17 protein-coding genes are annotated in these 14,074 nt (G+C 28.6%); 9 read left to right on the forward strand and 8 right to left on the reverse strand.

Annotated features, from left to right (window positions below; genetic code table 11):
* From AC9UFV_RS08285 to AC9UFV_RS08300, 4 genes are all read left to right on the forward strand, one after another.
* The coding region (locus tag AC9UFV_RS08285) for a glycosyltransferase (protein ID WP_509574757.1) at window positions 1-611 on the forward strand (611 nt) is incomplete at its 5' end.
* A 36-nt stretch (window positions 612-647) separates the two neighbouring features.
* Window positions 648-1,520 (forward strand): hypothetical protein, encoded by an 873-nt coding sequence (locus AC9UFV_RS08290; protein ID WP_509574759.1) that lies wholly within the window; start codon window positions 648-650, stop codon window positions 1,518-1,520.
* Between the two features lie 45 nt (window positions 1,521-1,565).
* On the forward strand, window positions 1,566-2,336 hold the full coding sequence (locus AC9UFV_RS08295; protein WP_509574761.1) for a lipopolysaccharide kinase InaA family protein: 771 nt from the start codon (window positions 1,566-1,568) through the stop codon (window positions 2,334-2,336).
* Window positions 2,337-2,374: 38 nt separating this feature from the next.
* On the forward strand, window positions 2,375-3,187 hold the full coding sequence (locus tag AC9UFV_RS08300; protein WP_509574763.1) for a glycosyltransferase family 2 protein: 813 nt from the start codon (window positions 2,375-2,377) through the stop codon (window positions 3,185-3,187).
* 6 nt (window positions 3,188-3,193) lie between these two features.
* Here AC9UFV_RS08300 and AC9UFV_RS08305 read toward each other — a convergent pair whose 3' ends face one another.
* The 7 genes from AC9UFV_RS08305 to AC9UFV_RS08335 all read right to left on the reverse strand — a co-directional run bounded on the left by AC9UFV_RS08305 (window position 3,194) and on the right by AC9UFV_RS08335 (window position 10,085).
* Window positions 3,194-4,030 carry a hypothetical protein gene (locus AC9UFV_RS08305; protein ID WP_509574765.1) on the reverse strand — a complete coding sequence of 279 codons (837 nt, stop codon included), beginning with the start codon at window positions 4,028-4,030 and terminating at the stop codon, window positions 3,194-3,196.
* A gap of 106 nt (window positions 4,031-4,136) precedes the next feature.
* A complete protein-coding gene (locus tag AC9UFV_RS08310) occupies window positions 4,137-5,258 on the reverse strand; it encodes a glycosyltransferase family 4 protein (RefSeq protein ID WP_509574767.1) in 1,122 nt (373 codons plus the stop codon).
* A complete protein-coding gene (locus AC9UFV_RS08315) occupies window positions 5,259-6,308 on the reverse strand; it encodes a glycosyltransferase family 9 protein (protein ID WP_509574769.1) in 1,050 nt (349 codons plus the stop codon). It abuts the gene before it with no gap.
* 5 nt (window positions 6,309-6,313) lie between these two features.
* Entirely contained in the window at window positions 6,314-7,093 is a 780-nt protein-coding gene (locus AC9UFV_RS08320) for a polysaccharide deacetylase family protein (RefSeq protein ID WP_509574771.1), read from the reverse strand.
* Complete coding sequence (locus AC9UFV_RS08325; protein ID WP_509574773.1) at window positions 7,090-8,034, reverse strand: glycosyltransferase family 2 protein; 945 nt, start codon at window positions 8,032-8,034, stop codon at window positions 7,090-7,092. Before AC9UFV_RS08325 ends, AC9UFV_RS08320 begins: the two co-directional genes overlap by 4 nt.
* A gap of 2 nt (window positions 8,035-8,036) precedes the next feature.
* Window positions 8,037-9,236, reverse strand: a complete 1,200-nt coding sequence (locus tag AC9UFV_RS08330) for a glycosyltransferase family 87 protein (RefSeq protein ID WP_509574775.1) — start codon at window positions 9,234-9,236, stop codon at window positions 8,037-8,039.
* Window positions 9,237-9,269: 33 nt separating this feature from the next.
* The gene (locus AC9UFV_RS08335) at window positions 9,270-10,085 is read right to left on the reverse strand and encodes a 2,3,4,5-tetrahydropyridine-2,6-dicarboxylate N-succinyltransferase (RefSeq protein ID WP_509574777.1); all 816 of its coding nucleotides are present in this window, start codon (window positions 10,083-10,085) and stop codon (window positions 9,270-9,272) included.
* Between the two features lie 132 nt (window positions 10,086-10,217).
* Between AC9UFV_RS08335 and ruvX the strand changes: the two genes are divergently transcribed.
* From ruvX to AC9UFV_RS08360, 5 genes are all read left to right on the forward strand, one after another.
* The gene (gene ruvX, locus AC9UFV_RS08340) at window positions 10,218-10,622 is read left to right on the forward strand and encodes a Holliday junction resolvase RuvX (protein WP_509574779.1); all 405 of its coding nucleotides are present in this window, start codon (window positions 10,218-10,220) and stop codon (window positions 10,620-10,622) included.
* A gap of 254 nt (window positions 10,623-10,876) precedes the next feature.
* Complete coding sequence (gene def, locus AC9UFV_RS08345) at window positions 10,877-11,464, forward strand: peptide deformylase (protein ID WP_509574781.1); 588 nt, start codon at window positions 10,877-10,879, stop codon at window positions 11,462-11,464.
* A 36-nt stretch (window positions 11,465-11,500) separates the two neighbouring features.
* Entirely contained in the window at window positions 11,501-11,986 is a 486-nt protein-coding gene (locus AC9UFV_RS08350) for a DUF5606 family protein (protein ID WP_509574783.1), read from the forward strand.
* Between the two features lie 98 nt (window positions 11,987-12,084).
* Window positions 12,085-12,858 carry a nucleoside triphosphate pyrophosphohydrolase gene (gene mazG / locus AC9UFV_RS08355; protein WP_509574785.1) on the forward strand — a complete coding sequence of 258 codons (774 nt, stop codon included), beginning with the start codon at window positions 12,085-12,087 and terminating at the stop codon, window positions 12,856-12,858.
* A 3-nt stretch (window positions 12,859-12,861) separates the two neighbouring features.
* Window positions 12,862-13,737 (forward strand): EamA family transporter, encoded by an 876-nt coding sequence (locus AC9UFV_RS08360; protein ID WP_509574787.1) that lies wholly within the window; start codon window positions 12,862-12,864, stop codon window positions 13,735-13,737.
* On the opposite strand, the gene AC9UFV_RS08365 is transcribed toward AC9UFV_RS08360, so the two are convergent.
* Window positions 13,738-14,074, reverse strand: a 337-nt coding sequence (locus AC9UFV_RS08365) for a hypothetical protein (protein ID WP_509574789.1), incomplete at its 5' end; no start/stop codon positions are given. It lies immediately after the preceding gene.

Below are 14,074 nucleotides of genomic sequence, written 5' to 3' on the forward strand. Positions count from 1 at the left end.
CCATGAATAAAGGCATAAAAGTTGCAAAAGGGGAGTATTTAATTTTTATGAATAGTGGTGATACATTTTATGATGATAATGTATTAGAAAAAATAGAAAGCCAACTAACAGACGAATTTGATATTTATTATGGCGATTATTATAGAGTTTATAGTAATTCAACTAAAAAAAGAACCTTTCCCGAAAAACTATCTTTTTCATTTTTCTATTCTAGTTCTTTGAGTCATCAATCTTCAGTTATTAGGAGAAAATTATTTTCTGATATTTTCTTGTACAACGAAGAATATAAAATCGCTTCCGATTGGGAGTTTTTCATTTATGCAATTTGTCATAAAAACGTCCCTTATAAATATTTAAACCTTACAATTAGTAATTTTGATTTTAGTGGAATTTCTTCTATTGGTAAATTCAAGGATCTTGATAAAGAAGAACGTGCTAAAACAATTAAGAAGTATTTTCCACTTTTTGTAGATGATTATATTCAAGTGTCTGAGCTTAATTCAAAACGCTTTAAACAAATTTTTCATATTCAAAATTATTCAAAAGCCTGGAAATTTTTAAAAATAATGATCAGTTTCACGCTTTTATTTTTGCCTAAAATAAAGAAATAAAAGATAGTTTTTGGAAATAAATTATAAATATAAAAGATGAAAAAAATACAAGTAGGTTTTTTATTGTCATACGATTATGAGAAATTAAAAAACTCTATTCCACCAGTTTATAATTCTGCAGATGCTATTTTTATTGCAATAGATAAGGATTATAGAACTTGGTCTGGTCAAAAATTTGAAGTTGATGATGCTTTTTTCGAGTGGCTTAAGAATTTTGATGTAGATAATAAAATTACATTATACCGGGATGATTTCTATGTAGCTGAATTGTCAGCAATTGAAAATGACAACAGAGAAAGACACCTACTTTCTTTAAAAATGGGAATTGGAAATTGGTTAGTTCAAGTAGATGCCGATGAAATATTTATAAACTTTGAGAAATTTGTAAAGGAATTAAGAAAACGTGACAAGTATCTTGACAATCCTGAGAAAACACCAATTCAGATTGCTGCTTTTTTAGTTCACTTGTATAAGTTCACCGAAAATGGAATTTTATATGTAAATGCCCCTCATAAGTTTATGTTGGCTACTAATTTCCCAAACTATAAATGTGCAAGACAAACTAAAGAGAGAATTATTTATACCAATACCATTTTGCTTCATGAAACGTTGTGTAGAACCGAAGAGGAATTGCGTTTTAAGATTGAAAATTGGGGGCACAATGTTGATGTAAACGATACCTTCTTAGAAAAATGGTTAGCAGTAAACGAAACAAATTATAAGGAGTTTGAAAATTTTTATTTCATTGAACCAGAAAGATGGAAGAAATTAGGATATTTGGATTCTAAAGATTTTAATGAGATAATGTATATTGCGGAAAATGATGAAAATTTTAATATTTCAAAAACATTTCTATTTTTTAAAAATTTTGGGCAGTGGTTTAAGCATTTGATCAAATTTAAATTCTAAATTCATTTCACAATTAGTCTATATTTTGCACTTAAATAATCACTATTGAAAACACCAATTAATTTTAATTCAGCCTACTTATCACTTCAAAAGGAGATAGTTAGTATTATTGATAATTTCAATAATTCAGGAATAATTTTTGGAGATGGAAATAGAAATGTTATTAAGATTTTTGATTTAAATTCAACTAAAGTAAATGTAAAATCATTCAAAAAACCACATTTACTCAATTCGATGATCTATAGGTATATTAGAAAATCGAAGGCTCGGCGATCTTTTGAATATGCTAATAAACTATTAGAAAATCAAATTGGCACTCCACAACCTATAGCTTATTTTGAAAAAACAAACTTATTTGGATTAAAAAATAGCTTTTATGTAAGCGAACATTTAGAGTGTGATTTAACGTTTAGAGAATTAGTCCAAATTCCTGAATTTCCTGAAAATGAGATAATTTTAAGACAGTTTACTCGTTTTACCTATTTGTTGCACCAAAAAGGAATTGAGTTTTTAGATCATTCACCTGGAAATACATTGATTAAAAAAAATGAAAATGGAAGTTATGATTTTTTTCTTGTCGATTTAAATAGAATGACTTTTCACCAAAATATGTCTTTTCATATTCGAATGAAAAATCTATGTCGATTGACTTACAAAGAAGAAATGGTAAAAATAATGAGTAATGAATATGCTATTGTTTCTGGAGAATCAGAAGATTTAATCTATCGAACACTTTGGAAAATGACAACTGATTTTCAAAATCAATACTTTAGAAAAAGAAGATTGAAAAAGAAATTGAAATTTTGGAAGAAATAGTTGTGAAAAAATAGTATTTTCACTTTTCAAAAGAAAAAATGAAAGTTTCAGTAATTATCACAACATACAATGCAGTTGAATGGTTGCAAAAGGTACTTATTGGATATAGCGTCCAAACAGAGTCCGATTTTGAAATTGTCATTGCCGATGATGGTTCTACTTCTGAAACTAAAGATTTAATTTCAAAATTATCCTCAAAATTTAGTAATCCAATAGTTCATGTTTGGCATGAAGACCATGGATTCCAGAAAACAAAAATTTTAAATAAAGCTATTTTAAAGTCAAATTCGGACTATTTAATATTTACAGATGGCGATTGTATTCCTAGAAAAGATTTTGTTGAAATGCACTTAAAATATAGGGAAATTGGTTATTTTCTTTCAGGAGGTTATTTTAAAATACCGCTTTCTATTTCTAAGCTTATTTCTGAAAAGGATATAATTGATTCAAATTGCTTTAAACTTTCGTGGTTAAAAGACAATGGATTTAAATTGAACTTCAAAAGTATTAAATTGACTAATAATAAATTTATAGCTCAATTTATGAATTGGATTACTCCAACAAAAAGATCATGGAACGGACACAACTCTTCAGGTTGGAAAAGTGATATATTAGCTGTAAATGGATTTAATAATGAAATGCAATATGGTGGTGAAGATCGCGAAATGGGGGAGCGCATGTTTAACAATGGCATGCTTTCAAAGCAAATTCGATATAGTGCGATTTGCGTACATTTAGAACATAGTCGTGGATATTCTTCTCCTGAGATTTGGGAATTAAACAACAAAATACGTGCTTACAATAAAAGAAAATCCATCATCAAAACAGATAATGGAATAGATAAAGTTTAAGACTTTCTATAATTGAAATATTCCTCCGAAAGCAATAATTTTCTGAAAAAACATAAAATTTTGTGAAGCACTATCGGCATTATCAAATGTAGTTTTAATATTAGGCATATTAATATAACCACCTTTTAATTCTCCTTGAATAAAATAGTGTTTGAAAAAAGTAATGTTTAAACCCGCTTTAGCCGAAAATCCATAACCTGCTACATTAAAATCATCGTGACGAGCTTTTCCCATTAACTTTACATTTGTTTTTGGATATAATAATCCAGCTCCAGCTCCTTCAGTTAAACTTATTTGGATTTTATCGGTATCATTTATTTTGAATATTTTCGAAATATCATCTACTCTCGAAAATTCAGAATTGACATAATTCAAGCCATCAGTGTGCTCAAAGGTTAAAAAACTTTCATCGGTTAAATCAACTATACCATTATTAATTACTGTTGAGTTATAAGAATTTGGGTAGTTTCCTGTAATTCTAACGGATTGATTTTGAACCATTACGTATTTCATGTGATCCACGCCAATAGATATATTGTAATGATCGTTCAGAAAATAGCCTATTCTAAAGTTAGTTTGTGGAATGGTCATTTTTGCTGGGTTAATGTAATCTATGTGCCAACCAACCGGCCTGTCAACTGCTTCAACGTCATGTAGAGTAAAATCGTAATTTGCCCCCTTGAAATTAATATTAGAATTGCTGTGACTATCTCTGTTTCCTCCCCAGTAAATATACATTTTTCCCTTATTATGTGAAGTGTATTTTCCAGAAGTTGGTTTAATATCCTGAGAGAAAACGAATGAAAAACAAAATAGGCTAATTGTAATTAAAAATTTTTGCATTAAAAATTAATTATGAAATTTGATGAAATTCTATTTTGAAATAGGGTGCAAATATAACTGGTTTTATTTGCAATTAGCTATTTCTCTTATACTTGTTTTAGGGTAATTATATTTTTAGTATTTTATTATAAGTTTCAATCCAATTTCTAGCAATATTTTCATCGTTAAATTTTTGTACAAATTCAAACCCTTTTTTCTTCATTGATTCTCTTTTTTCTGAGTTTACTAATAAATCCTTTATTTCAATTTTTAATTCCTTTGGATTTAGGGGGTCAATATAAATTGAATTTTCTCCTCCTGCTTCTGAAAAACATCCTCCTTTTGAAGTGATTACTGGAGTTTTTGAATACAATGCTTCAATAATTGGAATCCCAAATCCTTCAAAAATAGATGGATAAATAAATACACTTGCCATCCTATAAATTGATGCCAATTCTTTCAACTCAACATTTTCAAGGAAAATAACTTTATTTTGAATATTATTTTCCAAAATATAGGAGTTCAATTCTTTATAATAAGCAGTTTTTTTGCCAATGATTACTAATTGCGTTTCAATTTCATTTATTGCTTTGATAATAGAAAGTACATTTTTTCGGGTTTCAATTGTTCCAACATTTAAAATAAATTGATTTGGCAATTGGTATTTAGATCTTGTTAGTTCTATAAATTCAGAAGGGATTTCCTCCTTGAAAACAGGAGCACAACCTTGATAAATAACTTCTATTTTGTCTGGATTAATATTTAAATAAGTGACAATATCCTTTTTTGTTTGCTCACTAATTGCAATTACTAAATCGGCTTTATTTGCGGCATATTTAAATTTGTAATAATGAATTTTTCGGTCAAAAAAAGAATATAAATTTGGATATCTCATAAAAATTAAATCATGAATAGTCACCACAGTTTTTACACCAGTTTTATGCAATCCAATCGGAATTTCGCCAGATAAGCCATGAAACAATTTCACTTTGTCGTTTTTTATTTGTGAACAAATGGAAAATAACCTCCAAAGTGAAGATAACTTTTTATCTTTTTTTGAATCTGGTAAATGTTCAATAACAATTTTCCCATCAATTGGAATTCGATCTATTTTTTTTGGCTTTGGATTGTATAATAAATAACTATTTTCAGGATGATATTGCGCTAAAATCCGAATCAGATCTCGACTATAATTGCCCAAACCTGTTTTATTATGAAAGAACCTTTTCGCGTCAAAGCCTAGTATCATCTATCTTAGATTATTTTTATTGAGAAATAAAAGTAATAAATTATTAAATAGTTCAGGTTTTAATAATTTATATATTTCAGTATCATTTTTAGAATTTTTGAGTTCCAAATTTGGGTAATAGTCTGAAATATGAACTGAAATATTTGAGGTTTCATTTTCAAACATATTCCAATCATTTTTCAAAATAAAGGGCGAGAATATTGTGAATGTTGGAATTTCTAACGCTTTTGCCATGTTAATTGCTCCGCCCTCATTTCCAATTAACGCTGCACATTGATTTGTTAAACCCATGAATTCTCTTAATGATTTTGCATAAACGTCAAAAAATATTTTTTCTTGGGTTTCTGTTTTACACAAATTATACAACTCTAACGCAATGCCTTTTTGATTTGGGATGTAATTAAATAGTATTTGAACCTTATTATTTATAGCAATTTCATCTATAACTTGAGCCATGTATTCCAATGGGTATGTTTTCGCTTCGCTACTTCCAATGGCGCTAATCATGATTATTGGTTGATTTAAATCAATATTATTCTGATTTAATAAATCGATTGCATTTTCAATTTCTGAATTTTGTAAATACAATTTTGGTTTGATAACTTGAAAATCAATCCCTAATGGTTTTAATAATTGCAATCGATGTTCAACTGCTTTTGTTGCAGTAGAAATAGAATGCTTCGTTCGAACAATTGTATCAGTATAGAAAAATCTCGAGTAACTTTTATGGAATGATATTGTTCTTTTAGTACCAGAAAATTTGCAGAAAATAGCGGTTTTTAATTTTGAATAGGAATCAATTATAATATCGTATTTTTCGTTTCTAATTCGATTCATTTGCATGAAAAAACCCGAAAATCCTTTTTCAATATTGGGGTCTAAAATGATAACTTTGTCAATAAATGGATTGTTTTCAAGAACGGGAATGGTATTTTTATTCACAATAAAATGCAATTCAGCAGTAGGAAATTTTTGTTTTAGTTCTTCAAAAATCACACTTGTAATCAATACGTCACCAATCATTTTTGGCTGAATCACTGCTATTTTCATGTTGGCTACGATTTTATTTTATCAATTAAATCTCGAGTTCTATGAAAACGATAATTCTTTTTTTTCATCCAAATGATAAGGTTATCCAATCTATCATACATTTGAATACCAGAGTTTTTTGAAACATAACCTGGAAAACCAAATCTATTAAAATCTCTTAAATCAGTGAATTCCCATGGATGAAAATAGATGTTTAAGTAGTTGTCTTTCAAAAATGTAATGTTGCAAATTATTTTATAAATCCAAAGTGGAAGATTATGAAAGGACAACCAAAAAAGTGGGAAACGGATAATTGGGCTCACCGATGCAGGAATTTGCCAAACACCATCTTGTTTAAAATAGGTTCTAGGCTTTGAAAAATTATTATATCTTCCAGGTAAATACGTTGGATTTATTGAAGAATTATAAATATAACCAGCTCTAAAAATTTCTTTTTCATCAACAGGTTGCATTCGTGGCATTCTAAATCCTATCACTTTAGTATTGATGATTTCCTCTAATTTCTCCTTTGATTCTAATAAATGCTCGACTTTAAAATCACTGTGGTAATAACTGTGTGAAGCAATTTCGTGACCGTCTTTAATTATTCGTTTAATTATTTCGGGAGCATTGATTGCAAAAATCACCGTACTAAAAAAGGTAGCTTTTATCTGGTGTTTTTCTAATAAATCTAATATTAAAGAAGTTCCTTCAATAGAAATACTCATTTGATCTTCAAAACTAATTGTCTTGCCATATTCAAATGGCATGTCAAATTCTTCAATATCAAAACTCAATAATATCATTTTTTGTCTTCTAAATTTGTATCTCTAATTAAATAGTTTGGACGTTGTTTTGACTGCATAAATAGTTTTCCTACATACACGCCAATAATTCCCAGAACAATTAAATTTAGACCACCGAATATTACGATAGTAAAAATTACCGATGCCCATCCTGATATTACGTGCCCATAATAAATACTGTAAAAAACATATAAAATGTAGAACAATAAGGATAATAAAAACAGGGAAATACCTAAAAATATTGATATATATAATGGACGAATGCTAAATGAAGTAATGCCTTTTAAAGCAAATTGCATCATTTTCTTAATGGTATATTTACTGTTTCCAGAAAATCGTTCGGCCGGTTTATAGTCAATTGCAAATTGTTTAAAACCAACCCAATTTACCAATCCACGTATAAAAAGTTCATTTTCGCTAAAAGCAAAAAACACTGTTGAAACTTTTTTATCCATTAATCTAAAATCGGCAGTTCCTTCTTCTATTTTAATTTCAGAAATAGAATTTATGAATTTGTAAAAATATTTTGAAGTTATTTTTTTGAAAGCGGGAAGATTTTTGTCTTCTAATCGGCGTGTATAAACGATATCATATCCTTCTTCCCATTTCTCAACTAACTGTGGGATCATTTCAGGTGGATGTTGCATGTCACCATCCATAGTAATGATACTATCTCCAGAAGCCAAGTCCAATCCAGCTTTTAGTGCATTTTGATGCCCAAAATTTCTTGATAATTCTATATAGAAAACATTAGCATCATCAGCTGAAATCTCTTGTAATATACTCAATGTTTTGTCGCTACTTCCATCGTCAACAAAAATTAATTCGTAGCGATAATTTAACTTTTGAAGCACTTCATTTAGTGCTTTTACAATAATTTTAATATTTCCTTCCTCATTAAATGAAGGAATAACAACAGATATTTTCTTTTGTAAAGTCATCTTTAATGAGTAATTGAATTGTAGTTTTTAAATTTATTTCTAAGCATTTCATAAACAATTGCAAACCAAATTAAAACACAAGGTAATGCTTTTAATGCATAAGGACGAATAAAATTGTCTTTTAAATATTTCGGAATTAAATCGGATGGAGATAAACTGGTAAGAATTAAAGCAAAAATAAATAATACAATATAAAATTTCGAAATGGGTTTGGGTTGAATTACAAACCAAATTGCAACACCAACAAATGCAATTATATAGGTTGGTGATTCAGATCCTGAACTAAAAATAACTGTAAAAATCAATACTGAAGCTAATAACATTAATCTATAGGAAACTTCTTTATATTCTTTTATTCTTAAATATTGTAATCCAAATAAGAAAACTCCACCAATTAAAAAAGGCAAATTAGATATACTACTGTCTTGAAAAAATCTGCGTACAATTCCCATTAATGAGATGTCTTGGTAGGAATTTAGTCCTGCGTTTTCACTATTTTTTTCAACTAATCTTTCGAACCATTCTTTATAGGTTTGGATTATGTATTCAGGTGAAGATAGCAACATTGGCAAACAAAACATCACTATACTCCAGAATATAAGTGAAAATATAAATTTGATTTTATTCTTCGAAAAGAAGAAAAATGCCAATCCAACTATTCCATATAATTTTACAAAAACTCCCAAAACTATAAAAAATGCCGACCAGAAATCTTTAGCTTTATTAATGTATACAAACGACAAAATAATAATTGCAGTCATCAATGGATTAAATTGCAAACCCAATAATGTGGTTAAAAGTTCGTGCAAACAAATCCAAAGAATAGCATTTATTTGCGTTGCTTTTAATGGTAATTGAGTGATAGCCCACGCCAAAACACCTGCATTAAAAAGTGACCAAAGTGGAATTCCAATATAATCTGGAAACATCGCAAATGGAGCGATTACTAAACTGAAAATAGGTCCGTAATGGTTGTGATCAAAATATTCTAGTGGATATTCTTTATATAAAGGTAGTTTGTCTATTGTATGAAAAAAGACATTCTTGAAAATTTTATAATTGTTGATATCATTAATATCTAATTTTATCAAAACTGATAGTAATGCAATCAGCAACCACAATGAAATGATAATAATTCTATTATTAAAAAAAGACAAATTCAAAAAAGATGTGATTTTCTTGTTAATGGAATTTAATATCATTTATGTTGGTTTAGTTTTGATGAAATTTCTCAATTAAATAGCAACATCGTATTCTCTCAACGCGTCATTTAAACTCGTTTTTAAATCGGTTGAAGGTTTGCGAGTTCCAATAATCAATGCGCAAGGAACTTGATAATCACCTGCTGCAAAATTCTTGGTGTAACTTCCTGGAATCACCACTGATCTAGCTGGAACAAATCCTTTCATTTCAATTGGAGTTTCACCGGTTACGTCTATAATTTTTGTAGAAGCAGTTAAGCAAACATTTGCACCTAATACAGCTTCTTTACCCACATGAACACCCTCAACAACAATACATCTTGACCCAATAAAAGCGCCGTCTTCAATGATAACTGGAGCAGCTTGTAATGGTTCTAAAACACCACCTATTCCAACACCGCCACTTAAATGAACGTTTTTACCAATTTGAGCACAACTTCCTACTGTAGCCCAGGTGTCAACCATAGTTCCCTCATCAACATAAGCGCCAATATTAACATAACTAGGCATTAAAATCACCCCTTTTGAAATATAAGCTCCATGTCTCGCAACCGCATTTGGAACTACGCGAATACCTTTTTCAGCATAACCTCTTTTCAATGGAATTTTATCATGATATTCGAAAATACCCGCTTCTAAAGTTTCCATTTTTTGGATAGGAAAATACATCACAACTGCTTTTTTTACCCATTCGTTAACTTGCCATTTATCACCAATAGGTTCAGCAACTCTTATGGTTCCTGCATCCAGCAAATCAACAACTTTCCTAATAGCATCTGTTGTAGTTTCTTCTTTTAACAATTCTCTATTGTTCCAAGCTTGTTCTATAATTGTTTGTAAAGTATCCATATTAAAATATTTTAGGCAAAGATAACTTTTTTGTTTATTTTCATGAATGTAAAAATCGGATTTTATTCATCAATTTATTTTCAACTTATCAAGTTAACTTACTTTGATTATATTTGTATAAATATTAAAAAAATGCCTCGAATTTTAGCGATTGATTACGGACAAAAGCGAACAGGAATAGCTGTTACAGATGAAATGCAAATTATTGCCTCTGGATTAACAACGATCCCTTCAGCAACCACAATCGATTTTTTGAAGGATTATTTCTCTAGAGAAAAAGTGGAAAAAGTGCTTATTGGTGAACCCAAACAAATGAATGGAGAACCATCTCAAAGTGCTGAAATCATTGAAGCATTTGTAAGAAAATTCAATAGTTTTTTTCCAAATATGCCTGTAGTTCGTGTTGATGAACGGTTTACATCAAAAATGGCATTTCAAACCATGATTGATAGTGGTTTGAATAAAAATCAAAGAAAAAATAAAGCTTTATTGGATGAAATTTCTGCAACCATAATGCTACAAGATTATTTGAGGTAGACTACTTAATTGTATATTAATCTTATTTCAGAATAATTCTTTGAAGAATTCAATAATAACCCTCAATTTTTTACAACAATCAAATTTTTATATATTAGTTTGAATGATTTGAATAAATTATATAATAGCGTAATTCATTTCAATTAAATAATATTTGTTAATTACCAATTTCAACATGTATTTTTTGTTATTTTTGCCAACTATTATAAGTTAAATTAGCTGAATTTATTTTTCAGTTCCTAAATAATATTTAAATGATTTTACCAATTGTAGGATATGGTGACCCAGTTTTAAGAAAAGTAGCCGATGCTATTTCATCTGATTACCCAAATTTAAAAGAGACAGTTGCCAATATGTATGATACAATGTACAATGCTTGTGGCGTTGGACTTGCAGCACCACAAGTTGGATTGAGTATCCGTTTATTTGTAATTGATACTTCTGCTTTTGGTGACGACGATGAATTAGCAACTGAAGAGCAACTTAAATTAAAAAATTTCAAGCGTACTTTTATTAATCCAAAAATGATAAAAGAAGAAGGTGAACTTTGGGGTTTTAATGAAGGGTGTCTAAGTATTCCGGATGTTCGTGAAGATGTTTTTAGGAATGAAAGAATAACATTAGAGTATTGTGATGAAGATTTTATTGTTAAAACAGAAGTATTCGATGGATTGATTGCTCGTGTAATTCAACATGAATACGATCATATAGAAGGAATTTTATTCACCGATTTAATTTCATCATTAAAGAAACAATTGATTAAGAAAAAACTACAGAATATCATGGACGGGAAAGCTCGTCCAGACTATAGAATGAAGTTTTGTAATAAAAAAGGTAGATAATAAATATAAAAATTATATAAAATAAATTAAATTAAAATGACATTAGATAAAATATTAGCAATAGCAGGAAAACCAGGTTTATTCGCTTTAAAAATTCAAACTCGTACCGGTTTTGTTGCAGAATCATTAATCGATGGTAAGAAAATTACTGTAGGTTTAAAAAGTAACGTAAGCTTACTTTCTGAAATTTCAGTTTATACTTATTCAGAAGAAAAACCATTAACTGAAATAATGAGAACTATTGCTGTAAAAGAAGATAATGGTCCAGCGATTTCTCACAAAGAAGAAAATTCAAAATTGACAGCATATTTCCTTGAAGTACTTCCTGATTATGATCAAGATAGAGTTTATCCATCAGATATTAAAAAAATATTAAATTGGTATAACATGCTTCAAGCCAAAGGTTTATTTTCAAAAGAAGAACCTAAAATAGAAAATGCTGAAGAAGTTTTAGATAAAGTTGTAACTGAAGTAGCAGCTGAAAAGGCAGATAAACCAGCTAAAAAAGCAAAATCAAAATAATTTTTTTTCAAACCAATATAATTTTATCCTGTCAAGAGTTTATCCTGACAGGATTTATTATTTTTACATTGATTACTTTTAAAATATAATTATTATAAATGGAAAATAGAAAAAACCAACTTCAAGCTTTCGATAGATTATTATCTATAATGGACGATTTACGCGAAAAATGCCCCTGGGATCAAAAGCAAACAATGCAAAGTTTACGTCATCTAACAATTGAGGAAACATATGAATTGGGTGATGCCATTTTGGATAATAATCTGAATGAAGTTAAAAAGGAGTTGGGAGATTTACTATTACATATTGTTTTTTATGCTAAAATAGGCAGTGAAACCAACGATTTTGATATAGCTGATGTTTGTAATGAAATTTGCGAAAAGTTAATTCATCGTCACCCACATATTTACAGCGATGTTGTGGTTAAAGATGAAGAAGAAGTGAAACAAAACTGGGAAAAACTGAAATTGAAAGAAGGCAAAAAGTCCGTTTTAGAAGGTGTTCCAAAAAGTTTACCAGCATTAGTAAAAGCGAGTAGAATTCAAGATAAAGTTAAAGGAGTAGGATTTGATTGGGAAGAGCCACACCAAGTTTGGGATAAAGTACAAGAGGAAATCCAAGAATTTCAAGATGAAGTTGCCGCTGGAAATCAAGATAATATGGAATCTGAATTTGGAGATGTCCTTTTTTCAATGATCAATTACGCCCGTTTTTTAAATATCAATCCTGAGGATGCTTTAGAACGTACTAATAAAAAATTCATTAAACGCTTTCAATATTTAGAGTCAAAAGCAGAACAATTGGGAAAACCATTAATGGATATGACTTTAGCTGAAATGGATGTTTTTTGGGATGAAGCAAAGAAAATTTAGATTATGATTTTCTTGATTTTATCTATTTTACTTTACTCGGTTAATAATTATTTTTGGAAAAAAATACTTTCGGATACAAACATTTGGTTTGTAATTGCATTACGATCTTCATTTACAATTATTTTAGGTTTAGCTAGTTCTTATTTTGTGTATCCTGAATTGTTTGAAAATATTAGATTTTATGAATTAAAATTAATTTTAACAGCTTCATTATTAGGTGCTTTAGGATTAATTTGTATGGTTTCTGCCCTTAGGAATGGTAGCTTGAGACAGCTAGGAATTTTTAATCTCATAACCGTTTTTTTTACAGTAAGTTACTTAATAGTTTTCGATAATCTAAGTATTAAATATTATCTAATTGGAAGTTTTTTTATTGTAATTGGTTTTTCTTTTTATTTATTTCAAATAAAAAAAGACAGATTAGCAGACAATTCTATTAAACAATACTCACTTCTAGGATTAATGGCGTTATTTTTTTCTGCTTCTGGACTATTTCATTGGTATAATTTAAAAGCTTCTATACCTATCATGACCTCACTATTAACTCAAGAGATTACGGTTTTTTTTATAGGAATTTCTTTGTTTTTATTTCAACCGAAAAAGCATATTATTGAAATAGTTCGAAATAGTAACAAGAAAATAATATTTGTATTTATTATGTCGGTAATAATATTTTTGGCGGTTTGGTTTGGTTTAATGGGTTTAAAAATCACGGACCCAATAATTACATCGTTGCTATCATTAGCAGTCCCAATATTAACTATAGTATTTGGAAATGTTTTTTTAAAAGAGAAAATAAATTCTTGTATTTTGTATTCCTTTTTATTAATTTCAATCGGTGCCTTCTTGTTGTATTTAGATTTAAATCATTTTTTATAATTAATATTCCCTTAAAAATTTAAGAGTAAAACGTTTAAACCCTGTTTGATTTGCAGTTTTTTGATATTTTGATTCAATTTCTTTCAATTGTATTTTAGAAATGTTATTTAACTTTCCTAATTTATATTCTACTATATAATAAAATAATAAAATATAATCTTTATATGAAAGACTAAATTTTGATAATGAAATTATTTGAAAACTAACATTTGCTTCTTTTATCTTTTTTTCATGTATTAATTGAATAGATTGTGCTAATAAAATCATTGCTTGAAATGGATAGCCACTCCAGTTTTCAATAGTTAAAAGGTCTTCATAAAAATTACTTATTAAATAA

Origin of the sequence: Flavobacterium sp. (genome assembly GCF_044349645.1) — a bacterium.
GTDB lineage: Bacteria > Bacteroidota > Bacteroidia > Flavobacteriales > Flavobacteriaceae > Flavobacterium.

Coding starts and splice junctions, on each gene's coding strand:
- AC9UFV_RS08290 (WP_509574759.1), top strand. CDS start 648: ATGAAAAAAATACAAGTAGGTTTTTTATTGTCATACGATTATGAGAAA.
- AC9UFV_RS08300 (WP_509574763.1), top strand. CDS start 2,375: ATGAAAGTTTCAGTAATTATCACAACATACAATGCAGTTGAATGGTTG.
- AC9UFV_RS08305 (WP_509574765.1), bottom strand. CDS start 4,030: ATGCAAAAATTTTTAATTACAATTAGCCTATTTTGTTTTTCATTCGTT.
- AC9UFV_RS08310 (WP_509574767.1), bottom strand. CDS start 5,258: ATGATACTAGGCTTTGACGCGAAAAGGTTCTTTCATAATAAAACAGGT.
- AC9UFV_RS08315 (WP_509574769.1), bottom strand. CDS start 6,308: ATGAAAATAGCAGTGATTCAGCCAAAAATGATTGGTGACGTATTGATT.
- AC9UFV_RS08320 (WP_509574771.1), bottom strand. CDS start 7,093: ATGATATTATTGAGTTTTGATATTGAAGAATTTGACATGCCATTTGAA.
- AC9UFV_RS08325 (WP_509574773.1), bottom strand. CDS start 8,034: ATGACTTTACAAAAGAAAATATCTGTTGTTATTCCTTCATTTAATGAG.
- AC9UFV_RS08330 (WP_509574775.1), bottom strand. CDS start 9,236: ATGATATTAAATTCCATTAACAAGAAAATCACATCTTTTTTGAATTTG.
- AC9UFV_RS08335 (WP_509574777.1), bottom strand. CDS start 10,085: ATGGATACTTTACAAACAATTATAGAACAAGCTTGGAACAATAGAGAA.
- ruvX (WP_509574779.1), top strand. CDS start 10,218: ATGCCTCGAATTTTAGCGATTGATTACGGACAAAAGCGAACAGGAATA.
- def (WP_509574781.1), top strand. CDS start 10,877: ATGATTTTACCAATTGTAGGATATGGTGACCCAGTTTTAAGAAAAGTA.
- AC9UFV_RS08350 (WP_509574783.1), top strand. CDS start 11,501: ATGACATTAGATAAAATATTAGCAATAGCAGGAAAACCAGGTTTATTC.
- mazG (WP_509574785.1), top strand. CDS start 12,085: ATGGAAAATAGAAAAAACCAACTTCAAGCTTTCGATAGATTATTATCT.
- AC9UFV_RS08360 (WP_509574787.1), top strand. CDS start 12,862: ATGATTTTCTTGATTTTATCTATTTTACTTTACTCGGTTAATAATTAT.